We start from the raw sequence: 22,402 nt of genomic DNA, 5'->3' as shown, positions 1-22,402 counted from the left end.
CCGGAGGCCGCGCCCAGCACGGCACGGCCCCCGATGTGATCCACCCGGTTCAGCCGGGGATCGTCCGATCTCTGACGAGGTCTGCGTACCAGAGACCGGAATCCTTGACCGTGCGCTCGAGCGTGTCGAAGTCGACCCGCACGATGCCGAAGCGCTTGGCGTAGCCGTAGCCCCACTCGAAGTTGTCGAGGAGCGACCACACGAAGTACCCGCGCAGGTCCACTCCGCGCTGGATCGCGCGGTGGGCCGCCGTGAAATGGCGGCGCAGATAGTCGAGGCGGTCGGCATCCGGGACGGATCCGTCCTCCGCGACCCGATCGTCGAACGCGGCGCCGTTCTCGGTGATCATGAGCGCCTGGTCCGGGAACTGCTCCGACAGCGAGACGAGCAGCTCCTCGAGGCCCTCGGGCGCGATGTTCCAGCCCATCTCGGTGTGCGGCCCCGGCTGTTCGAGGAACTCCACCACATGGTCGCTGCCCGGCCAGGCGGTGCCGCCGGCGGCTCCCTTGTGCCCGTCGTTCAGCTGCCTCGGTGAGACGCCGTCCCACAGCTGCACCGTCGCCGTCGAGTAGTAGTTGACACCCAGGACATCGATCGGCTGGTTGATATCCGCAAGATCGCCGTCTTCGACGAACGACCAGTCGGTGACGGATGCCGTGTCCTCGAGCAGATCAGCCGGGTACTCGCCGCGAAGCATCGGCCCGGTGAAGGCGCGGTTGGCGAGCGCATCGATCCGCCGGATCGCCTCGGCGGCACCATCCCCCACTCCGCGGAGCACATGGAAGTTGAGCGTCGCGGAGTACTGCGGCGCACCGGTCGAGGTCGCACGGAGCGCCTGGACGGCGCGCCCATGGGCGAGGTTGAGGTGATGCACCGCGGCCAGAGCGGCCGCCGGCTCATGACGCCCGGGAGCGTGCCCGCCCTGCCCGTACCCGAGGTACGCCGAGCACCACGGCTCGTTGAGCGTCGTCCAGGTGTGCACGCGGTCGCCCAGTGCGGCGCCCATGATGGACGCGTACTCCTCGAACGCGTCGGCGGTCGCGCGGACGGCCCAGCCGCCGGCGTCCTCGAGCGGCTGCGGCAGGTCCCAGTGGTAGAGCGTCGCCACCGGCTTGATGCCGCGCTCGAGCAGGCCGTCGACCAGGCGCGAGTAGAAGTCGACGCCCTTCCGGTTGAGGGGACCCCGGCCGGAGGCCTGGATGCGCGGCCAGGCGATCGAGAAGCGATATGCGTCGAGTCCCAGCGAGGCCATCAGATCGAGGTCGCTCTCGTATCGGTGATAGTGGTCGCACGCCACATCGCCGGTGTCGCCGTTCCACACCTTGCCCGGGGTCTTGGAGAACGTGTCCCAGATCGAGGGACCGCGTCCGTCCTCGTCGAAGGCCCCCTCGACCTGGTACGAAGCCGTTGCCGAGCCGAACGTGAATCCCGGCGGGAAGACCAGCCCCGAGTCGCGATAGTCCGTGCGTGCCTGAGCCACTGCTTCCTCCACACTCGTCATTTCGTCACCTCCGCTCGGTCGACCGCGAACTGGCGCGCCACGCCTTCGGGAGTCGTGACGGTGACGGATGCTTCACCTTCGCCGCCCGGGAACACCCGGAGCGTCAGCCCCTCAAGGTAGTCGTAGTCCGGCCGATCCGTGCGGGCACCCCAGGGGATGACGGCACCGGGACGCGCGAAGACGGGGAGCGACGTGAAGCCGTGCTGCTCGCGGCGCCATCGTCCGCCTTCGACCTCCTCGCCGGTCAGCAGGTTCGTCCAGGTGCCTGCCGGCAGATAGAACTCCACGTCGCCGGCAGCCGAGAACACGGGCGCGACCAGGATGTCCGAGCCCAGCATGTACTGCCGATCCAGGTACGCGACGGCCGGATCCTCCGGGAACTCCAGCTGCATCGGACGGAGCACCGGGATGCCGGTGGATGCGGCATCCACTCCCGTCTGGAAGAGGTACGGCATCAGCTGCATCTTCAGGTGCGTGAAGATGCGGGTCACCTCGACCGCCTCGTCGTCGAACTCCCACGGCACCCGATAGGAGCCCGAGCCGTGGAAGCGCGAGTGGCTGCCGAGCAGGCCGAAGGCCGTCCAGCGCTTGAAGACCTCGGCATCCGGCGTCCCCTCGAAGCCGCCGATGTCGTGGCTCCAGTGCGCGAAGCCCGAGAGCGCGAGCGAGAGTCCGCCGCGGAGGGTCTCGGCCATCGACGCGAACGTCGAGGTCGAGTCGCCGCCCCAGTGCACGGGCATGGACTGGCCGCCCGTGGTGGCGGACCGGGCGAACAGGACCGCATCGCCTTCGCCCCGCGCCTCGACGAGGACGTCGTAGACGGCCTTGTTGTAGAGCTGGGTGTAGAGGTTGTGCATGCGCGACGGGTCGGAGCCGTCGAAATAGTCGACCTCGAGCGGGATCCGCTCGCCGAAGTCGGTCTTGAAGCAGTCCACGCCCTGGTCGACGAGCGCACGCAGCTTCGACTGGAACCAGGCCGTCGCGTCCGGGTTCGTGAAGTCGACGAGCCCCATGCCGGCCTGCCACAGATCCCACTGCCAGACCGAGCCGTCTGCGCGCTTGACGAGGAAGCCCTGCGCCGCAGCCTCGGCGAACAGCGGCGAGCGCTGTGCGATGTAGGGATTGATCCACACGCACACCCGGAGGTCCTTCTCGTGCAGCCGGGCGAGCATCCCGTCGGGGTCGGGGAAGACCCTCGGGTCCCACTCGAAGTCGCACCAGTTGAACTCGCGCATCCAGAAGCAGTCGAAGTGGAACACCGAGACGGGAAGCTCGTGCTCGGCCATGGCGTCGATGAACGACGTGACCGTCGCCTCGTCATAGTCGGTCGTGAAGGATGTCGACAGCCACAGTCCGTACGACCACGCCGGGACGACCGGGGGCCGCCCGGTGAGCGCCGTGTAGCGCGAGAGGACGTCCTTGGGAGTGGGGCCGGCGATGACGAAGTACTCCAGCTCCTCCCCCGCGACCGAGAACTGCACCCGCTCGACTGCTTCGGAGCCGATCTCGAACGAGACGTGGCCGGGGTCGTTGACCAGCACGCCATAGCCGCGGTTCGACAGGTAGAACGGCACGTTCTTGTAGGCCTGCTCGCTCGAGGTGCCGCCGTCGGCATTCCAGATGTCGACCGACTGGCCGTTCTTGACGAGCGGACCGAACCGCTCGCCCAGACCGTAGATGAGCTCGCCGACACCGAGGTCGAGCTGCTCGTGGACGTAGGCCCGGGACTCCGGTGCGCCGAGGCCGCTGCGTGCATTGCCCGCGATGCCGTGCCCGACATCCGCGCCGTCGGCGAGGTGGATGGAGCCCTGGGCCTTGTGCCCGCTGCCGGTCACCCGCCTGCCGTCGACGTCGAACGACAGGTTCCAGGGCGAACCCTGCGCGATGCGCGCCGAGAGCGGGCCGGTGGTCAGGATGCCGGAGCCGGCGCCGTCGATCTCCACGGCGCCCGCGCCCGAGACCGCACCCGGCAGGTCGAATCCGCCGTGCCACTTCGTGCCCTTGTGGTGTGCGATGCGGACGCGCACCACTCCCTCCAGGGGCGAGGAGAGCTCGACCGAGAGCACCGGCCGGTTGAGGACGTCGCCGCGCTTGGCGATGACGGTGGTGGGGGCGGTGACGAGCAGACCGGCGCCGTCGGCAGCGGCATCCGTCTGCCAGATGTCGTACGCCTCCTGCGCGTAGAGCGCCGTCACGCCTGGTCGGAGCTGCCAGAACCCATCGGTGAACTTCATTACTTGACCGCTCCTGCCGTGATGCCGCGTGTGAGTGTGCGTTGGAAGATGAGGAAGAAGACGATCGTCGGAATGATGCTGAGCAGCGCCGCTCCGGCGGTCGTCGTGACGTCCATGAGCCGGTCGCCGGTCAGCACGCTGATCGCGACGGGAACCGTCTGGTTGGCGTTGGACGGCAGGAACGTGAGCGGGAGGAGGAACTCGTTCCACGTCCAGATGAAGAAGAAGATGAGCAGCACCGAGAGCGTCGGCCGCGTAATCGGGAAGACCACGCGCCACAGGATCTGCCAGCGCGTAGCGCCGTCGATCGAGGCCGCCTCGAGGACTTCCTTGGGGAACGTGCCGAGCACCGATGCGAGGAGGTAGGTGCCGAACGCCGCCTGGATCACCGTGAAGACGATGATGACCGACCACACGCTGTCGTAGAGGTGCACCGACTTGAACATGTAGTACAGCGGGTACAGCAGCGCCTCCTGCGGGAGCAGGTTCGCCATGAGGAACAGCAGCACGATCCACGAGCGTCCGCGGACCCGTCCGACACCGATCGCGAAGGCGTTCAGCAGCGAGATGAGCACGGCCAGCACAGCGACGGTTCCCGAGATGAAGATCGAGTTCCACACCTTCTGGGGGAAGTTCACGCGATTCCAGAAGGCCTGGATGCCCGAGAAGTCGATCGCCTGGGGAAGTGCGAACGGCCCCGACGTCGCATAGTCGATCGGCGACTTGAAGGCGTTCACAAGGATCAGATAGAACGGCACCATCACCACGAGCGCACCCAGGATGACGGCGATCAGCAGCACCCAGTCGCTTCCGCGCTTCTTCGTCATACCGCCGCGTGCGCGKGAAGGCTTGCCCGCGGGGACGATTGCGGCAGCGGCCATCAGAGTCCCGCCCTTTCCTTGCGCTCCATCGAGTTCTGCACCCGGATGAAGATGATGGAGACCACCACGACGAGGATCGTGAGGACGGTCGCGATGGTCGCGCCGTAGCCGATGTTCCGCTTGGTGAAGAACTCGGAGTACGCGTAGTAGGCGGGCACCAGCGTCGCGCCGGCAGGGCCGCCCTGCGTGATGATGTACACGGGCGCGAAGACCTTGAGCGCCGCGATCGTGCAGGTGAGCGTCACGACGAACACCTCGGGGCGGATGATGCTGAGGGTGATCGCAGTGAACCGCTGGTACCAGTTGGCGCCGTCGAGCTCCGCCGCTTCGTACAGCTCAGGATCGACGCGCTGAAGCGCCGCCATGAACACCACGACCGGGTAGCCGATCTGCACCCAGACGAGCACGCCCATGAGCACGAGCAGAGCGGACGGCATCTGCCCCAGCCAGTCATAGGCCGGGATGCCGAACACCGCGAGCATCTGATTGACCGAACCGGTCGCGCCCGGACGGAACATCCAGCCGATGACGATGCCGGCGACGGCAATGGGGAGGATCTGGGGAAGGTAGTAGGTGGCTCGCAGGAAGCTGCCGACCTTGCCGCCGAACTTGCGGCCGACGACGTCGAAGAGGAGGGCCGCGATGATCAGGCCGACCGTCGTCGGGATCACGACCATCGCGAGGACCATCCAGATGGAGTTGATGAAGGAGGTCCAGAAGTCTTCATCGGTGAAGATCTTGAACCAGTTCTCGAGGCCGATGAACTCAGGGGTGCGGACACCGCGCCACTTCGTGAACGTCAGATAGATGTTGAAGAGGAGCGGGACGATGACGATGACGAGAAGAAGGACGAACCCCGGCAGGAGGTAGAGCCAGTACCCTGCCGTGCCGCGGGTGCGCTGCGGGATCAACGGCTCCTCAGGGGGAAGCTTCGTGCGCGCGCCGCGTTCGGCGCGGGTGATGACAGACATGGCGTCTCCAGTCAGGGGCGGGGGCGGCGTGGGAACGCCGCCCCCGCGTCTCGGTCAGCGGAAGTCCGCTGTTCCTTCTTCGTACTCGGCGCCCAGGTTGGCGTTCGTCGTCTCGGCGTCCTGCGTGCCGGTCACGAGACCCTGCAGCTCACGGACGATGACGTCGTAGAAGCCGGCGGCGGGCCAGTCCGGGTAGAACGAGAGGCCATCGTCGTCGAGGATTCCGTTGAACGTGGCGATGAGCTCCTGGCTGTTCGGGTCGGTGATGTCGGCCGGGTCCGCGGCGACGGGGACGCCGCCGTTGTTGCCGATGATCGCCTGGATCTCGGGGCGCATCGTGATGTCGATGAACTTGTACGCGAGCTCCTTGTTCGCGGCGTTCTCCGGCACGACCCACAGGTTTCCCGACGACCCGAGCGACAGCTTCGAGTCGGGGAACGCCTGAAGCGTCCAGTCGAAGCCCGCCTGCTCGACGAAGCGTCCGAACCACCACGAGCCCGAGACGAAGATCGGCGCGCTGCCGTTGATGAACGCGACGCCTGCATCCTCCGCCTTGACGGACGAGACATCCGAGGCGATGTATCCCTTGTCGACGTATTCCTTGAGCGTGTCCGTCGCGTAGGTCAGCTCGGGTCCCTGCCAGTCGACCGGGTTCTCGTAGAGCTGGTAGTCGTCGACGAACTGGCGGTCGGCCTGCGTCAGGGCGAGCTGGTACCAGAGCTGGCCGAGCGGGTACTCGGCGCCCGCCTCGGAGAGCGGCGTGATCCCCTGGGCGACGAAGGCGTCGAGCACGTTCACGAACTCGTCGTACGTCGTCGGGATCTCCAGGCCGGCCGCTGCGAAGGCGTCCTTGTTGTAGTACACCCCGACGAATTCGCCGTAGTTCGGGACGCCGTACCAGGTGTCGCCGCCCATGACGCCGTCTTCGGTGTACTTCGCCGTCGTCTGCAGCGAGGGGGCGAGCTTGTCGGCCCAGCCGTACTCGTCCACGGCGTCCGAGATGTCGGCGATGAGGCCCGTCGAGGCGAGGAAGCCCGCCGTCGCGTTGCCCTTGTTGTACTCCATGACATCGGGAGCGGCGTCTGAGTCGAGCACCTGGCTCGCGCTCTTGTTGATCTGCTCGAACGACTTCTGCTCGAACTCGACGGTCGCGCCGGTCTCGTCTTCGAAGACCTTGATGGCCTCCGTCCAGGCCTTGGCCATGGCGCTGTCTTCGCCTTCGTAGTGCCAGAGCTTCAGCGTGTCGCCGCTCTCGCCCTCGGATCCACCGGCGGCGCAGGCGGAGAGTGCGAGGCCCGCGACGGCCAGCGTGCCGGCGACCGCGAGGGCCCTCTTCTTGGTGATGCGTGCCATCTTCGGCACTCCTTTCTTGGTTCCCGGGGACCGGGCGGGTGGGGTGCGCACCGGGCCTCGGAGCCTGGCGCGATATGAAGTTGTGTTCGGGCGGGTCGGGGGTCAGGTCCGTCGCGACTCGGGTGGGCTGGTCACGGAGCCGCCGTCGCTGAGCACGGGCGCGAGCAGGTGCAGCCCCGGCGCGGGGCGATCGGGCGTGAGGCTGCGCACCGCGAGTTCGACGGCGAGATCGCACGAGGGCTCGGCGCTGAGCGGGATGACATCGAGCTCGAGCGACAGCGCACTCGTATCGAAGGATGCCGCGACAGAGACGAGAGAGAGGTCGCGGGGCACGCTGATCCCGCGATCGGCGATCTCGGCGAGCGCCGCGTGGTGGACCTCGTCGGTGCCGTGGATGAGCAGCGCTGTGGCGCCGCCGTCCAGAAGGCTGCCCACCGCCTGCCGGGTCACCTCGACACTGGGCATCCGGTCTCCCGAGACCCGGAAGTCGTGCGCCAGCCCTCGCTCGGCCGCACGGCGTTCGAACGCTCGCCGCACCCGAGGGGGGAAGTTCGACTTCTCGTACGCGACCTGGGGCTGGCCGATGAGGCCGACCGTCCGGTGGCCCGCGTCGGCGACGCGATCGACGGCGAGCACCGCGGCGGCGTCGAAGTCGAGGTCGACGCACACCAGGCCCTCGTGGTCGTCCGGCACGCCGATGAAGATCGACGGCGTGTCGATCGCGCGGGCGAGTTCGACCCGTTCGTCGTCAGCGGCGACATCGAGCACGAGGATCGCGTCGACCAGCCCCGATGCGGCGACCCGGGCCATCCCTGCCGACGCCTGCTCGTCCGTGAGGAGCAGCACGTCGTAGTCGCTGCGCCGCGCAGCGACCGCGGTGGCGAGCACGAACGACATGTGGGTCGGCGCATGGGTGTCTCGGCGCAGCGGCTCCGTGAGAGCGAAGATGTGTGTCCGGCTTCCTGCGAGCATGCGTGCGCCGGCGTTGGGGCTGTACCCCAGATCGCTCACGGCCTGCTCGATCCGTCGCCGGGTCTCCGCTGAGACGGGGCGCTTGCCGCTGAGCGCGTACGACACGGTGCTGATCGACACGCCGGCGGCCTCTGCCACCTCGCTGATCTTCGCCATGCGGACTCCGTTGTGCAGGACGGCACCCGTGCCGCCTCCTGGCACTCCCTTGATTCCGGGAGTCGAAGCGCTTCGCGGAAACGCTTCGACACGCATGTTACGCATAGATCTGTCGAGAGCGCAACCCTTTCGTGGGAGCACGCAACATATTCGTCGCGTCGGCGGCGTCGGGTAGCGTCGTGAGATGACCATCCCCGCCCACGTCACGCGCTTCTCGTGGGGCGGGGCGACTCTCGTGGCGGAGGCGACGGGAGCGGGAGCCCGCACGTTCGTCCTCATCCACGGAATCGGGATGGGCCGCAGCGTCTTCGGCGACCTCACCCGGCATCTCCTCCCGCACGGGCGCGTGGTCGCCGTGGACCTGCCGGGATACGGCGAGGCCCCCGAGCCGCCGCGAACACTCACCATCGAGCGCAACGCCGACGTCGTCGCCGGGCTCCTCGCGGAGCGCGGCTACCCCGATGTGACGCTCGTCGGTCACTCGATGGGCGCCCAGATCGCGGTGGAGACGGCAGTGCGGCATCCGGGGCTGGCGGCGCGCGTCGTCCTCGCCGCTCCCACGGTCGACCCGACCGCCCGTCGCGCGTCGACGCAGCTCGGCCGTCTCGCACGCGACATCGCGGTCGAGAGCCCGGTCGTCTGGGCTCGCGGCGCTCGGGCCTACCTGCGCGCGGGTCCGAACCTTCGCATGAAGCTCCGCGCGATGCTCGTCCACCGCATCGAGGGGAGTCTTCCCCGCGTGACCGTGCCGGCTCTCGTCCTGCGCGGGAAGGACGATCTGGTCGCCCCCGAGGATTGGTGCGAGATGGTCGCCGGGCTCCTGCCGAACAGCTCACTCGCCGAGATCGAGGACCACGGTCACGAGACGATGATCCGGGATGCCGCGCCCGCCGCGGCCCTCATCGCGAGGTTCGCGGCGGGCGCCTGACCGGCTACGCGTCGCCGACGGTGATCTGACGCGCGAGCTCTTGGATCTCGGCGTCGGGAAGGTCGATGCCCGCCTGCTCGAGCCGCTGCCGAAGCACCTCGGGCACGCGCTCGGGCTCGGTGCCCGCGAGGTCGTTGCGGGTCTGCGAGACGATCCCCGCCACCTTGTCGATCTCGCTCGCGTTGTTCTGCGACATGGCGGGGAGTCGCTGCTCCTGCGCCTCGTCGAGGCCGCCTTCGCGCTGCGCTTCGCTCACGGTCAGAGTGTCGCGGCCTTGGTCCTGGCCGTGGTGATCGCCCGACGGGTTCACCCCGTCCTCGATCACGCCGATGCCCACCGCCTGGTGGCTGGGCTCGCCGGGCGGCGGGAACGCACCGCCATGACCCTCCTCCGCGGCGCCGGCTCCAGGGGTTCCGGCCGCAGCCGCGGGATCGGCGACCTCGCGCTGCTCGGGCTCGCGCGTCGGCTCGCCCTGCTGGGGAGTGTCTGGAGCGCCGTCGGCGTCCTTGCGGTCGGGGTAGTTGGTTCCCGGCTGTTCGTACTCATTCCCGGTCGTCGACATCTCAGTCCTCCTCGTCTCGCGGATCCGGCGCCATGTCGGGATCGGCTCCCTGGGTGGCTTCGTCGCCCTCGACGGGGCCGACGTCGGTCCCCGCGTCGGCGGAGGCCGCGGCATCCCGCGCGTCGTTGTACTCCTGGTACGTGGGCAGGTCCACCGTCCAGCCGTCCGTCACGGCGGCGCTCGACTCCTCGGTCTCACCGTCGGCCGTCTCGCCGGACTGCCAGCCACCCGCGGGATCCGCCTGGATCACGCCTTCGGGCAGGTCACGGTCATCGTCGTGCATCGCGCACTCCTCTCGCTCCCCCACAGCCTCATCCCGGCCGGGGCCCTGCGTCACGGGCTTGACGCGCAGGGAACGGGCGACTACGCCGTGCGGCGCGGTCTCAGGATGGCGGCGCGGGAGGGGTGGGCTGCGAACCAGTCGTCGACGTACCAGCACACCGGGATCACCCATCGATCGCCCGCCGCCTCCAGCGATGCGACCGCCCGATCGACCACCTCGGCGGCATATCCATGACCCCGGAAGGAAGGGACGGTGTAGGCACGCGTCAGCGCGACACTGTGCCCGTCGTCGCGGTAGTCCAGCACGCTCACCAGGTCGCCGCCCTTGTGCAGGGTGTAGCGCGAGGCGTCCGCCTCGTGCGCGAAGGTGAACTCCGTCATCTCTCCACGGTAAGCCCCCTGAAGGCCACGAGGATCGGCTGCGCGCGGGATGTCGCGCTCCCGCTCAGCGCGTGCGCGGAAGCTGCAGGGCAGCACTGAGCATTCTGATCAGGTTCGCTGACCGCCGCGCCTCGGCATCCGTGCGATTTGACACATTCGGACCCTCTCCGACATAATCGGGCCATGACTGACAATGCTCACGCTCTGTCCGCCCGGGAGGCGAACAGGACTGCCGCCATCATGATGGCCGGCAGCGTTGTCATGTGTTGTCGAATGTGCCGCTGATCTCGGTGTACCACGCCGGATTCCGCCGCGGTGCCGGTTCTTGATCTCAGAACCCCGCGACGAAATCCCCGAGCACCGATACGCCCCATCCCTCGCGTATCCGGTTGCCTCGCACACGGCCCACGGGCCCGGCCTTCCGGCCGAACAACAACACGTCACCGGCTCACACCCGGACTCCCGCAAGGACTCTCTCATGTCGAACACCGCCATCCTCGACCGCACTGATGCCCCCGCCGCTCCCGCCCGCCACCTGCGCGCTGTGACAGGCCCGGTCCAGACCATCGCCGCGTCGTCAGACGAGCAGGGCTCCTCCGCTCAGCGCAACCTGCCTGCCGGCACCGCCCCTCGCGGCTTCGCCCTCTACGTCGGCCTCGACGAGGTCAAGGCCGCTGCGGCCGGCGTCTCGCTGGGCGTCCTCGTCGACGCGCTGCGCCGCACCATCGCCGACCTCGCGCCGAACGCCGAGACGTACGCAACGGTGGCGCTCGCGCCCGTCGGCTCGGGTGGTCGCGACGTCGACGTCGTGCGCCTTGCGCTGCACGAGCCCTCGGCCATCGCCCGCACGAAGCAGGAGGACGTGCAGGAGGAGGATCAGGCCGCCGGGGGCGTCGTGGTCGACATCTCTCGCAAGCGCGTCCTCATCGACGGCGAGTCCGCCGCCTTCACATTCAAGGAGTTCGAGCTGCTGCAGTACCTCGTGCTGCGCGAGGGCCGCACGATCGAGCGCACCGAGCTCGTCTCCTCGCTCTGGCAGGGCGCGACCGACGACGAGGCTCCCGGCGAGCGCACCATCGACGTGCACGTCCGGCGCCTGCGGGCCAAGCTCGGCCGCTACGAAGACATCGTCCGCACGGTGCGCGGCATCGGCTACCGCTTCGACCGTCACGCCGACGTCGTGATCCGCTACGGCCACGGCACGCCTTCGCCCGACCGCTTCTGAGCCGGGCGGCCGCGCCTCAGCCCCTGGCTGCAGGCCCCGCATGTCGGAGCCCGGCGCGTAGGGTGAGCGCATGACAACCTCGCTGTCGCGGATTCGGCCTCTTGGCGCGCGCGCCAGCGAGCCGGGGGTGTGGGGCGGAGCCCCATTGGAGACTGCGCGCGCCAGCGAGCCGGGGGCGTGGGGCGGAGTCCCATCGGAGAGTGCACGCGCCGGCGAGCTGGCGGCGTCGGTCGGCGCCCCATCGGAGAGCGCGGACGGCGGCACCGCGACGCGGAACGCGGCGGCTTCCCGCGAACGCCCGCTCGAGACGGTGTATCGCCCGCGTCACCCGCTCGATCTCGCGCGCACCGTCCTGTATCAGCGGCACGGCGCCGGCGACCCCACGATGACCACCGGAGGCGCTGTCATCTGGCGCGCCAGCCGCACACCGGACGGCATCGCGACACTGGCGCTGCGCGAGTCGGCGCCCGGCGTGGTCCGGGCGGCGGCCTGGGGGCCGGGGGCGGCATGGGCGCTCGCCCAGCTGCCCGACCTGTGCGGCGCCCGAGACGAGGTCGCCGGCTTCGACGCCGGACTGCACCCGCTCGTGGCCGACGCGCACCGCCGCAATCCCGGCATCCGTCTGAGCCGCACTGACCTTCTCTTCGACGCGCTCGCAAGTGCGATCTTCGAGCAGAAGGTCACTGGCATGCAGGCGTTCGGCGCGTGGCGACGGATCGTGACGTGGTTCGGCGAGCGCGCACCAGGCCCGACGCCCCGGCCGATGTTCGCCCCGCCCACCGTCGAGGGCTGGAGGCGCATCCCGTCGTGGGCATGGCATCGCGCCGGTCTCGAGCCGTCTCAGGCTCGGACCATCGTGGCGGCGGCTCAACGAGGGGAGTCCATCGTCCGAGCCGTCTCGGCTGCCGCGGAGGCCGCCGATCGCGAGCGGATGCTGACGTCGGTCAGCGGCGTCGGACCCTGGACGAGCGCAGAGACCCGCATCCGGGCCTTCGGCGATCCCGACGCCGTGAGCGTGGGCGACTATCACCTGGCGCACGAAGTCGGATTCGCCTTGAGCGGCCACCGTGTCGACGACGAGGGGATGCTGCAGCTCCTGGCGGCATGGCCAGGCCACCGTCAGCGCGTCATCCGCCTGATCGGCGCGAGCGGCGTGCACGAGCCTCGCCGCGGTCCGCGACTCCATCCCGAGGACCATCGACAGCGTTGAGTCAATCGCCTGCCCGCGCGGGTGCGGAGGCGGCAGGATGGAGCCATGATCGAGCCGCTTCCCGACCTTCCGCCCGGCGTTCTGGGGTTTCGTGCCGTGGGCACCGTCGAGGCATCCGACTACCGCACCGTACTCAACCCCGCGGTGGATGCGGTCATCGCGAAGGGGCAGAAGGTGAATCTCGTCATCGTGATGGGCGAGGAGTTCAGCCGCTATTCGCTCACCGCTCTGTGGCAGGATGCGCTGCTCGAGGGGAAGCCCGAGGGGAGCTGGGGCCGCATCGCGCTGGTGACGCACCGGAAGATCCTCGGTGAGATCGTCCAGGGACTCGCGGGGATGCTGCCCGGCGACTTCCGCCGATTCCCCCTCGGCGAATTGGACGACGCCGTCGCCTGGGCGGGGGCAGGAGAGCGCCCGGCTGAGGGGTGATCCTTGCGGATGTCGGAGGCCGGGACGACACTGGGTGCGCCGCAGGCCGGTGGCGGCATCCTTCAACCGACGAACGCAGGAGCAACCATGGCCACGCTGAATCCTTACCTCTCCTTCCGCAGCAACGCGCGCGAGGCGATCGAGTTCTACCGCAGCGTCTTCGGGGGTGACGTCCAGATCTCCACCTTCGGCGAGTACGAGGGGATGGTGGAGGACCCTTCCGAGAAGGAGCTCGTCATGCACTCCCAGCTCACGAGTCCAGACGGTTTCGTCCTGATGGCGTCCGACACCCCGTCGAGCATGCCGTACCGCGAGCCGGGCGGCAGTTCGATCTCCGTCAGCGGCGAAGACGAGGCGCAGCTTCAGCGCTTCTGGGACGGGCTGGCCGATGGCGGCAGCGTCACGATGCCGTACGACACTCCGCCGTGGGGCGGCCGGTTCGGAATGCTCCGCGACAAGTTCGGCATCGACTGGATGATCGCGCTCAACGCCGCGCAGGGATGATGCAAGTGCGGTGAGGACCGGTCTGTCGACCCGGTTCCCTCGGCACATCTCCGTGGGTATCGTGACGGCAGGAGGTGTGCCATGAAGGCCACGGTCGGCGATCGGGTTCTGATCCACGGGCGCTCTGTCGGGATGAGGACGAGAGCCGGAGAGGTCCTGGAGATCCGCGGGGACGACGAGCATCCACTGCTCGTCGTCCGGTTCGACGACGGCCACGAGTCGATCCTCTCGCCGGGATCGGACTGCGAGATCCTGCACACGTCCTGATCCTCGGCGGCTCCGCCTTAGGCTGACCACATGGCGAATGCGAGCGGGGACGGCGGTCAGGGGCGCGGGTGGCCGAGAGGCCGTGTGCAGTGGCTGCTCGGCACGATCGTGCTGCTGGCGGCGGGTGCGGTCGTCGGCCTGCTGCTCGGCAGTCTGCTGCTGGGGCTGGTGCTCGCCTTGGCCGTCTCCATCGGCTGGCTGATGGCGTACGAATCGTGGCGTGGCCGCACGCCCGACATGTACGACGAAGACGACAACGGCGCGCGGCTGTAGGGCCGGACCCGAATGGGGATGGGCGAAGAGCGCCTGCGCATGAGGATCGCCGTGGCTGGCGGCACGGGTCAGGCAGGGTCGGCCGCCGTGGCTGCCGCCCGGAGCCGTGGGCATGACGTCGTCGTGCTGGCCCGGTCAGCAGGGGTCGACCTCGTGAGCAGCTCCGGCGTCGCCGATGCGCTCGTCGGGGTCGATGTCGTGATCGACGCGTCCGGCGTGCAGGGCAAGGACGATCCCACGTCGTTCCACGAGGCGGTCACGCGATCTCTCGTGACCCACGGAAGCACGGCCGGCGTGCGGCACCTCGTAGCGCTCTCGATCGTCGGCTGCGACCGCGTGCCGGGCTTCGCGCTCTACGCCGGGAAGGTCGCGCAGGAGCGGGCCACGGCGAGGGGCGGCATCCCGTACACGATCGCCAGGACCACGCAGTTCCACGAGTTCGCCCGCCAGATGTGGGGGGTCGCGAGGATCGGTCCGCTGCACGTCGCGCCGCGCGGGCGCACACAGCCGGTAGCTGTGCGCGAAGTGGGCGCACGTCTCGTCGACCTGGCCGAAGCGGCTCCCGTCGATGGCCGCGGGCGGGACTTCGCGGGGCCCCGCGAGGAGTCGCTCGCCGAGATGGTGCGCTCCTATGCCAACGCTACCGGTGCACGGCGGATCCCCGTCACGGCGGGCATCCCGGGAGAGATCGGCCGCGCCTTCCGGGACGGGTCGCTCCTGCCCGGTGCCGACGCCGTCCTCGGCACCCAGACCTTCGCGGATTGGATCGCTCAGCTGCCGAAGAGTCGCTGAACCCCTACATCTCCTCGTGGGTGTCGGGGTCGCCGTCCCACAGCCGACCGCGCTCGAGAGCCGAGATGGCTGCGACCTGCTCATCGGTCAAGGTGAAGCCGAAGACGTCGGCGTTCTCGACCTGGCGCTGCGGGTCGGCCGACTTGGGGATCGGGGTCGATCCGAGCTGGACGTGCCATCGCACGACGACCTGAGTGGGCGAGACGCCGAGCTCGGAGGCGATCTCGCCGATGACCGGCTCGCTCAGCAGCTCGGACCGCCGGGCGAGTGGACTCCAGCTCTCGGTGCGGATGCCATGCTCGCGGTGGAACGCGCGGAGGTCGTTCTGCGGGAAGTAGGGGTGCAGCTCGACCTGGTTGACCGCCGGCGTGACGCCGGTCTCGTCGATGAGGCGCGTCAGCATGGCCTCGGTGAAGTTCGAGACGCCGACCGACCGCACGAGTCCGCCCTCGCGAAGCGCGATCATGGCCTGCCACGTCTCGAGGTACTTGCCGACGCTGGGGTTCGGCCAGTGGATGAGATACAGATCGATCCGGTCGAGACCGAGCGTCGCGAGCGATCGCTGAGCGCTCCCCATGGTGGAGTCGTAGCCGTGGTCGCGGCCCGGGAGCTTGGTCGTGACGATGAGCTCGTCGCGGGCGACCCCCAGCTCGTCGCCGGCACGGCGCACCGCTGCGCCGACCTCCGCCTCGTTCTCGTAGTTGACCGCCGAATCGAGCAGGCGGTAGCCGGACGAGATCGCCGCGACGATGGCGTCGATCCCCTCTTCGTCGCGCAGCTTGTAGGTGCCGAGCCCTACCTCGGGGAAGGCGGTGCCGTCATTGAGTGTCACTGTGGAGATCGTGGGCATGCATCCATCCTGCCTGCCCAGAGGCTTCTGCGCCTCCCGCCCTTCTTCCCCGACCCCCGTGCCCATTGTCGACGAGCGTGCCCCTTGTCAGCGCGAACTGGCCGCTCTCTCGGGGAGAGTGCGCGCTGCGGCAGGCGCGGCACATTCCGGCGAACGCTACAGCAATCCGCGGGGCGCTCGCAGGAAAGTGCCGCGGTCGCGCCGCGGGAGGGCCCTGCGAGGAGTGGCCAGCAGCGGCGCGGGCAACCGCCCGCTACGGGGTGACGGCGTCCGCCTCTCGCGCCTCGCCGAGAGGGGCGCCCGCCAGGAGGCGCCGGATCGTGGTGATCACGCCGCCGTCGACGTTCGAGGGAGCGCGGTGCCGGGCCCGCGCCAGCACATCGGGATGGGCGTTGGCCATCGCGAAGGAGTAGCCCGCGGCATCCAGCAGCTCGAGGTCGTTCAGATAGTCGCCGAAGGCCGCCGTCTGACCCCGCTCGACGCCGAGCGCCGCCTGGAGCCGTGTGAGCGCGACGCCCTTGTTGACACCGGGGTTCATGATGTCGATCCAGTGCTCTCCCGACACGACCACCTGGTGCGTCTCGGAGAGATCGGCGAGCCGAGGCGCGGCCGAGCTCTCGGCCACCGCGAAGTCGAAGACCGCGAGCTTGAGGACCTGATCGTCGGCGTCGAGCAGATCGTCGACGACCTCGAGCTTCGCGTAGTACTTGTCGCATTCCGCGCGAAAGGCGGCATCCGCTCGCTCGATGTATGCGGACCGCTTGCCGCACACCACGAGTCCCACGTCGAGCCCGTCGTCGCGGAGCGCTCGCACGCGGCGGATCACGGATGAGGCGAACTCGCCGTCGATCGCATCAGAGCCGATCTCGTCGTCACCGCGCACCACGTAGGCGCCGTTCTCCGCGATGTAGACGACATCATCTCGGGTGTGGTCGAACGAGCGCCGGAGAGTGGCGAGCTGCCGTCCGCTCGCGGGCGCGAAGAGGATGCCGCGGTCGTCGAGCTCGTCCAGCAAAGGCCACAGATCGTCCGGGATGTGCCCGTCGCCGTCGAGGAGCGTGCCGTCCATGTCGACGGCGATGAGGCGGATGTCGTGGTGCACGGCCTCGCCTTCGGCCCCGGAGAGCCGCCATTCGGACGTGCGGGGTCCGAGACCGAGCGCGACGGCCGCCTCGAGGTGCGCCGGGGTGTCGACGTCGCGTCGCAGCGAGGAGCCGGCAGGCACCTCGAGCACCGTGCAGCCGAGAGCGACGTGCCGCCGGAACGACGCGCCGCCGAACGCGGATGCCCAGGGCACGCCCGCACGGGCGGTCACCAGCGTCGACCCCTCGTTCTCGGCATCCGGCACCACCCCTCGCTCGACCTGCGCGGCCGACTGGAGGACTCTGTCGAGGTCGGCGGCGCGCAGGGCCGCGAGATCGGCGAGCAGAGCGGCGCGGGGCACCGAGGGCGGGATGGACGCCATCGCGGCCACGATCGCCGCGTTCGGTCCGTCGCCCTCCCGGTCCTCGACGATCACCACGCCGGACGGGACGGATGCCGCCAGCCCGTCGTCATCGGTCACCACCACGACCCGCTCGACCGCGGCGCAGGCGGTGACCGCCTCGATGGTGTCGAGTGCGATCGCGCGCGCGAGCGCCGGACCGGCATCGGGAAGTCCTGCGAGCCGCGACTTCGCCCGCCCCGCGTTCTTGACCGGGAGGACGACGGTCCACCCGGTGGGGTTGCCGGTCGTCACGCGAAGCGCTCCCGCAGCCGCGGCAGTATCTCTTCGCCGTAGCGCCGCAGGAAGTCCGCCTGGTCGGCGCCGGGATCGTGGAAGACGAGGTGGCGGAAGCCGAGCCCGATGTACCAGGCGATCTTCTCGATGTGCTCCTCGGGGTCGTCCGACACGATGAATCTCGAGGCGGCGCGCTCGATCGGCAGCTGCTCGCCGAGCCGCTGCATCTCGAGCGGGTCGTCGACGCCCATCTTCTCTTCGGGGCTGAGGGCGAGCGGCGCCCAGAACCGGGTCTTCTCGAGCGCCTGGGCGCGATCAGGGTGGTACGAGACCTTGATCTCCATGAGCGTGTCGATCGCGTCGTCCGGCCGCCCCGCCTTCTCGAGCCCCTCGCGCAGCGCGGGCAGCAGCGTGTCGGTGTAGAGCTCGCGCTTCTTTCCGCTCGTCGTAATGAAGCCGTCGGCGATGCGTCCGGCCAGGCGTGTGGCCGCAGGGCCGGCGGCGCCGATGTAGATCGGGACGGGGTCGTCCATCTTGTCGTAGATCGTGATGTTGCGGGTGGTGTAGAACTCGCCCTCGAAGTTGACGCGATCCTCCGACCAGAGGCGCCGGATGAGGCCGATCGCCTCCTTCATGCGGCGGAAGCGCTCGGGCGGCTCGGGCCACACGATGCCGAGATTCGCCTCGTTCAGCGCTTCGCCGGTGCCGACTCCCAGGATGACGCGGCCCGGATACAGAACCCCCAGGGTCGCGAAGTCCTGGGCGACCACCGTCGGGTTGTAGCGGAACGTCGGCGTCAGCACCGACGTGCCCATCAGCACCCGCGAGGTCTTCGCGCCGAGCGCGCCGAGCCACGGGACGGATGCCGGGGCATGGCCTCCCTCGTGGAGCCACGGCTGCAGGTGATCCGACACGAAGACCGAGTCGAAGCCCATCTCCTCCGCGAGGATCGCGTAGTCGAGCAGCTCGGTCGGCCCGAACTGCTCGGCCGAGGCCTTGTATCCGAACCTGAGGGGAACGCTCATGCGCCGCGCCTTCCTTCCGCCGGCAGCGCCGGCCTGTCGTCTGTCTCGCTCGCGCCGGCAGGCTCGAACTCCGAGCCGTCGGTGGCGGCGGTGATCGCCCGGTAGTCGGCGACGGTGCCCGGCCACACGAGGGTGAGGCGCCGTGAGCGGTCGTCGACGTACCAGTTGCGGCATCCGCCCGTGAGCCACGGAGTGCCCGCCGCCCGGTCGTCGACCAGGCGCGTGTAGGCCTGCTCCGCGTCCGGTCGCACGCGAAGCACTCCCCCGGGCCGTCGCGCCGAGAGGACGCGGGCGGCGTACTCGGCCTGCGCCTCGAGCATGAGCACCGACGAGGTGTGCCCGAGCGACGCGTTGGGGCCATTGAGCACGAGGAGGTTCGGGAACCCCGCGACGACCGTCGAGCCGAAGGACGTCATGCCGCCCGCCCAGTGCTGCTCGAGGGTGAGTCCGCGCTCTCCGCGCACGAAGCCCGCGTAGGGCTGGCGTGTGGTCTGGAAGCCGGTCGCCAGCACGACGGCGTCGACACCGCCATAGCGGGCGCCGGATGCCGCGACGAGGTCGCCGCCGTCCACCGCCGCGAGCGCGCTCGCCTCCAGCGTCACCTGGCCCGAAGCGATCGCCGGGTAGAAGGCGTCCGACAGCAGCACCCGCTTGCAGCCGAAGGCGTAGTCCGGCGTCAGCAGCTCGCGAAGGTCGGCGTCGACGACCTGGGCCTCGAGATGGGCGCGTGCCTGCGCTTCGGCGGCCGCGGCATCCGATCCGCCCGCACGCGACGCGAACCGCGCCTCGCCCTCAGCGTCGAGTCGTGAGCGAAGGGCGGCGAGCTCCTCGGGATGCTGGGCGAAGCGACGCCGCTCCTCGTCGGTGAACGCCCGCCCGCCGCGCGGCATGATCCACGCCGGGCTGCGCTGGAAGAGCGTGACGGCTGCGCCCTGACGGGCGAGCTCGGGGACGACCTGGATCGCGCTCGCTCCCGAGCCGACGACCGCGACGTGGCGCCCCGCCAGCTCGGCCGAGTGATCCCAGCGCGCCGTGTGGAAGATGGGGCCGGCGAAGCTCTCTAGGCCGGCGACGGCGGGGATCCGGGGCTCGCTCAGGCGCCCGCAGGCGAGGACGAGGACTTCGGCGTCGACCTCGAGCGGCTGCGCGCCGCCGAACCGCAGACGCCAGCGCGCAGCATCCCGATTCCACTCTGCGTCGACCAGGGTCGCACCCAGCGTCAGCGCGGCCTCCAGGCGCTCGCGCTCGGCGACGCGCTCGAGGTACGCCTGGATCTCGGCACCGGGCGCGAACTCGGCCGACCAGTCCGGTTCGGGATGCCGCGCGAAGCCGTAGAGGTGGGACGGCACATCGCACGCGACGCCGGGGTAGGTGTTGTCACGCCACGTGCCGCCGACGCGATCGCCGCGCTCGAAGAGGGCGACCTCGTGCCCGGCGTCGCGCAGCTCCATCGCGGCGGCGAGGCCGGCGAAGCCCGCGCCGACGATCGCGACCTCGACCGAACGGCGGGTCATCTCGACACCTCGCGGTAGTCGGTGGTGCGCTCGCGCAGCGGCCGGAAGATGCGTCCGACCCGCGCGGAGGCATCGGCGAGCGGGAACTCGAGGCCCTGCTCGACGCCCGCATCGGGCCGCACCCGGCCGTCGAGGAGAGTCCCGCCCAGGTCGTCACCACCGGCGCGCAGCAGGTCGAGGGCGAGGTCGCGCCCGTGCCGTGTCCACGGGATCTGGATGTGCCGGATGCTGTCGGCCAGCATCAGGCGCGACACTGCGACCATCGCACGGTGCTCGTCGGCCGGCGCACGGTCGGCCACCAGGGGGACGTCGAAGCCGGGCAGCGGGATCGGGACGAACTCCGTGAAGCCCTGCGTCTCGTGCTGCAGGGACCGAAGCATCCGCAGGTGGGCGATCCGCTCCCCCGCCGTCTCGACGTGCCCGTAGAAGAGCACCGAGGTGGAGCGCAGGCCGGCACGGTGCGCGGCGGTCATGACCTCGATCCACCGGTCGATATCCAGATCGCCCGGCGCGACGAGTGCGCGTACGCGCTCGCTCAGCACCTTGACGCCCGTTCCGGGCACGGTGGCGACGCCGGCGTCCTTCAGGGCGCCGAGCGCTCCACCGAGGCCGAGACCCGCTCGATCGCAAAGATCGGCGATGTCCTGCGGCCGGTAGGCGTGGAGGTGCAGGCTCGGGGCGGCGCTCGAGATCGCGCGTGCGAGCTCGAGGTAGAGGTGCGGGTCTTCGGTGGGGGGCAGCGCCCCCTGCACGCACACTTCGGTGGCGCCGAGGTCGACAGCATCCCGAGCCATCGCCGCGGCGTCGTCGAGCGTGAACGTCGGGGGCGCGGCGGGCGCTGACCGCAGGTGGGTCGACGTGATGTTGCGGTTGACGACCATGCTGACGGCCTCGCCGACCGTATAGCGGCGAACGTCGTCGGCGGTGCCCACCACGGCCTCGAGGTCGTCACCGGTCGCGGTGAGCAGGGTGACCCACTCGGCGTCATCGAGGGTCGCCGGCTGCTGCGCCGCGCGCTCCGCGAGCCGGCGAAGGCTCGCCCCGCCGGCGTCCGTGCGTCGGAGATTCGCGCCAACGTCGGATCCATCAGCCCGATTCGCTCCGAGCGAGGGCGAATTCTCCGAAGTTGCGGCGCGGGTCGGAGTCGCGGCATCCGTCTCCTGGAGGCCCGACCCCGCAAGCGCCGAGACCGCGAGGCCCGAGACCGGGTCCGCCAGCCGGGCGACCGCCGGGTGCAGCGCCGGGTCGATCCAGCGGTCCGCATCGAGCACGTACTCGGGATGCGCCGTGAGGCGCTCCTGCAGGTCGAAGCCGGATGCCGCGGTCAGCGCCGCGAGGTCATCCAGGTGCGGCCACGGCCGCTCCGGGTTCACGTGATCGGCGGTGAGCGGCGAGACGCCGCCCCAGTCGTCGATCCCGGCCCGCACGAGCAGGTCGAGCTCGGCCGGATCACTCAGGTTCGGCGGCACCTGGATCCGCATGCGCGGGCCGAGCACGATCCGGGCGACCGCGACCGTGGCGAGATACTCGAGGAACTCGGCATCCGGAGTCGATCGCATCGCGGTGCCCGGCTTCGCGCGGAAGTTCTGGACGATGACCTCCTGCACGTGCCCGTGCTGCGCCTGGAGATCGCGAAGGGCGACGAGCGACTCGGCGCGGTCGCGGACGCTCTCGCCGATCCCGACGAGGATTCCGGTCGTGAACGGGATGCCGGCCGCTCCCGCGTCGGCGATCACCTGCAGGCGCACCGCGGGGTCCTTGTCGGGCGAGCCGTAGTGCGCACCGCCGGGCTCGTCGTAGATGGCCCGGGAGGTGGTCTCGAGCATCATCCCCATCGACGGAGCCGTGGGGCGGAGGTCGTGCAGCTCCGCCGCCGTCATGACGCCCGGGTTCAGGTGGGCGAGCAGGCCCGTCTCCGCGGTGATCAACCGGGCGGCATGGCCGACGTAGTCGAGGGTGGAGGCGAACCCGTGCTCATCGAGCCAGGCGCGGGCCTCGGGCCAGCGATCCTCAGGCCGGTCGCCGAGGGTCAGCAGCGCCTCTTTGCAGCCGCGGTCGCGCCCCGCACGCGCCACGAGCAGGATCTGCTCGTCCGACATGTAGAGCGGGGCCCGCTTCAGCCGGAGCTGCCCTGGGGTGTCGACGAAGACGCAGTAGTGGCACCGATCCCGACACAGGGTCGTGAGGGGCACGAACACCTTGCGGGAGTAGGTGATCGTGCCGGGCCTTCCGGCGGCGGCGAGCCCTTCATCGCGCAGAGCAGCGGCGCGCGCGAGGAGCGCGTCGAGATCGGCCCCTCGGGCGGCGAGCAGACGCTCGGCCTCGCCGACGGTGACGGCGGAATCGACGGAAGTCGTGGAGTGCGGCATGGC

22 protein-coding genes are annotated in these 22,402 nt (G+C 69.9%); 8 read left to right on the top strand and 14 right to left on the bottom strand.

Annotation, left to right across the window (positions count from 1 at the left end):
- Positions 1-49 precede the first annotated feature (49 nt).
- From AC1DP3_RS07615 to AC1DP3_RS07590, 6 genes are all read right to left on the bottom strand, one after another.
- Entirely contained in the window at positions 50-1,501 is a 1,452-nt protein-coding gene (locus AC1DP3_RS07615) for a GH1 family beta-glucosidase (protein ID WP_477292553.1), read from the bottom strand.
- Positions 1,498-3,735, bottom strand: a complete 2,238-nt coding sequence (gene yicI / locus AC1DP3_RS07610; protein ID WP_477292552.1) for an alpha-xylosidase — start codon at positions 3,733-3,735, stop codon at positions 1,498-1,500. Before yicI ends, AC1DP3_RS07615 begins: the two co-directional genes overlap by 4 nt.
- The gene (locus tag AC1DP3_RS07605) at positions 3,735-4,616 is read right to left on the bottom strand and encodes a carbohydrate ABC transporter permease (protein ID WP_477292551.1); all 882 of its coding nucleotides are present in this window, start codon (positions 4,614-4,616) and stop codon (positions 3,735-3,737) included. The genes yicI and AC1DP3_RS07605 overlap by 1 nt, the downstream gene beginning before the upstream one ends.
- Complete coding sequence (locus AC1DP3_RS07600) at positions 4,616-5,587, bottom strand: carbohydrate ABC transporter permease (protein WP_477292550.1); 972 nt, start codon at positions 5,585-5,587, stop codon at positions 4,616-4,618. Before AC1DP3_RS07600 ends, AC1DP3_RS07605 begins: the two co-directional genes overlap by 1 nt.
- A gap of 54 nt (positions 5,588-5,641) precedes the next feature.
- Entirely contained in the window at positions 5,642-6,940 is a 1,299-nt protein-coding gene (locus tag AC1DP3_RS07595; protein WP_477292549.1) for an ABC transporter substrate-binding protein, read from the bottom strand.
- A gap of 102 nt (positions 6,941-7,042) precedes the next feature.
- Positions 7,043-8,068, bottom strand: coding sequence for a LacI family DNA-binding transcriptional regulator (locus AC1DP3_RS07590; RefSeq protein WP_477292548.1), 1,026 nt, complete (start codon positions 8,066-8,068; stop codon positions 7,043-7,045).
- 184 nt (positions 8,069-8,252) lie between these two features.
- Between AC1DP3_RS07590 and AC1DP3_RS07585 the strand changes: the two genes are divergently transcribed.
- A complete protein-coding gene (locus AC1DP3_RS07585) occupies positions 8,253-8,996 on the top strand; it encodes an alpha/beta fold hydrolase (RefSeq protein ID WP_477292547.1) in 744 nt (247 codons plus the stop codon).
- Between the two features lie 4 nt (positions 8,997-9,000).
- On the opposite strand, the gene AC1DP3_RS07580 is transcribed toward AC1DP3_RS07585, so the two are convergent.
- From AC1DP3_RS07580 to AC1DP3_RS07570, 3 genes are all read right to left on the bottom strand, one after another.
- Entirely contained in the window at positions 9,001-9,558 is a 558-nt protein-coding gene (locus AC1DP3_RS07580; protein WP_477292546.1) for a hypothetical protein, read from the bottom strand.
- 1 nt (position 9,559) lies between these two features.
- The gene (locus AC1DP3_RS07575) at positions 9,560-9,841 is read right to left on the bottom strand and encodes a hypothetical protein (RefSeq protein WP_477292545.1); all 282 of its coding nucleotides are present in this window, start codon (positions 9,839-9,841) and stop codon (positions 9,560-9,562) included.
- Between the two features lie 80 nt (positions 9,842-9,921).
- Complete coding sequence (locus AC1DP3_RS07570; RefSeq protein ID WP_477292544.1) at positions 9,922-10,221, bottom strand: GNAT family N-acetyltransferase; 300 nt, start codon at positions 10,219-10,221, stop codon at positions 9,922-9,924.
- Positions 10,222-10,699: 478 nt separating this feature from the next.
- Between AC1DP3_RS07570 and AC1DP3_RS07565 the strand changes: the two genes are divergently transcribed.
- The 7 genes from AC1DP3_RS07565 (at position 10,700) to AC1DP3_RS07535 (ending at position 14,921) form a co-directional block, all read left to right on the top strand.
- On the top strand, positions 10,700-11,446 hold the full coding sequence (locus tag AC1DP3_RS07565) for a winged helix-turn-helix domain-containing protein (protein WP_477292543.1): 747 nt from the start codon (positions 10,700-10,702) through the stop codon (positions 11,444-11,446).
- 70 nt (positions 11,447-11,516) lie between these two features.
- Positions 11,517-12,656, top strand: coding sequence for a DNA-3-methyladenine glycosylase family protein (locus AC1DP3_RS07560; RefSeq protein WP_477292542.1), 1,140 nt, complete (start codon positions 11,517-11,519; stop codon positions 12,654-12,656).
- A 45-nt stretch (positions 12,657-12,701) separates the two neighbouring features.
- Complete coding sequence (locus tag AC1DP3_RS07555; protein WP_477292541.1) at positions 12,702-13,085, top strand: SpoIIAA family protein; 384 nt, start codon at positions 12,702-12,704, stop codon at positions 13,083-13,085.
- Between the two features lie 87 nt (positions 13,086-13,172).
- Positions 13,173-13,589: a VOC family protein gene (locus tag AC1DP3_RS07550; protein WP_477292540.1), complete on the top strand. Its 417-nt coding sequence runs from the start codon at positions 13,173-13,175 to the stop codon at positions 13,587-13,589.
- Positions 13,590-13,670: 81 nt separating this feature from the next.
- A complete protein-coding gene (locus tag AC1DP3_RS07545) occupies positions 13,671-13,856 on the top strand; it encodes a DUF1918 domain-containing protein (RefSeq protein WP_477292539.1) in 186 nt (61 codons plus the stop codon).
- 30 nt (positions 13,857-13,886) lie between these two features.
- On the top strand, positions 13,887-14,129 hold the full coding sequence (locus AC1DP3_RS07540) for a hypothetical protein (RefSeq protein WP_477292538.1): 243 nt from the start codon (positions 13,887-13,889) through the stop codon (positions 14,127-14,129).
- A 51-nt stretch (positions 14,130-14,180) separates the two neighbouring features.
- A complete protein-coding gene (locus AC1DP3_RS07535) occupies positions 14,181-14,921 on the top strand; it encodes an SDR family oxidoreductase (protein ID WP_477292537.1) in 741 nt (246 codons plus the stop codon).
- A 4-nt stretch (positions 14,922-14,925) separates the two neighbouring features.
- On the opposite strand, the gene AC1DP3_RS07530 is transcribed toward AC1DP3_RS07535, so the two are convergent.
- From AC1DP3_RS07530 to cofG, 5 genes are all read right to left on the bottom strand, one after another.
- Positions 14,926-15,771, bottom strand: coding sequence for an aldo/keto reductase (locus tag AC1DP3_RS07530; protein WP_477292536.1), 846 nt, complete (start codon positions 15,769-15,771; stop codon positions 14,926-14,928).
- A 253-nt stretch (positions 15,772-16,024) separates the two neighbouring features.
- The gene (gene cofC / locus AC1DP3_RS07525; RefSeq protein ID WP_477292535.1) at positions 16,025-17,509 is read right to left on the bottom strand and encodes a 2-phospho-L-lactate guanylyltransferase; all 1,485 of its coding nucleotides are present in this window, start codon (positions 17,507-17,509) and stop codon (positions 16,025-16,027) included.
- The gene (fgd, locus tag AC1DP3_RS07520) at positions 17,506-18,516 is read right to left on the bottom strand and encodes a glucose-6-phosphate dehydrogenase (coenzyme-F420) (RefSeq protein WP_477292534.1); all 1,011 of its coding nucleotides are present in this window, start codon (positions 18,514-18,516) and stop codon (positions 17,506-17,508) included. The genes cofC and fgd overlap by 4 nt, the downstream gene beginning before the upstream one ends.
- On the bottom strand, positions 18,513-20,030 hold the full coding sequence (locus tag AC1DP3_RS07515) for a flavin-containing monooxygenase (protein WP_477292533.1): 1,518 nt from the start codon (positions 20,028-20,030) through the stop codon (positions 18,513-18,515). The genes fgd and AC1DP3_RS07515 overlap by 4 nt, the downstream gene beginning before the upstream one ends.
- Entirely contained in the window at positions 20,027-22,399 is a 2,373-nt protein-coding gene (gene cofG / locus AC1DP3_RS07510; protein ID WP_477292532.1) for a 7,8-didemethyl-8-hydroxy-5-deazariboflavin synthase CofG, read from the bottom strand. The genes AC1DP3_RS07515 and cofG overlap by 4 nt, the downstream gene beginning before the upstream one ends.
- Between the last annotated feature and the right edge of the window lie 3 nt (positions 22,400-22,402).

The sequence above is a fragment of the Microbacterium sp. P5_B6 genome, from assembly GCF_056400345.1.
The sequence above is the reverse complement of the archived record's forward strand: the minus strand, read 5'-3'. Positions and strand labels throughout refer to the sequence as shown.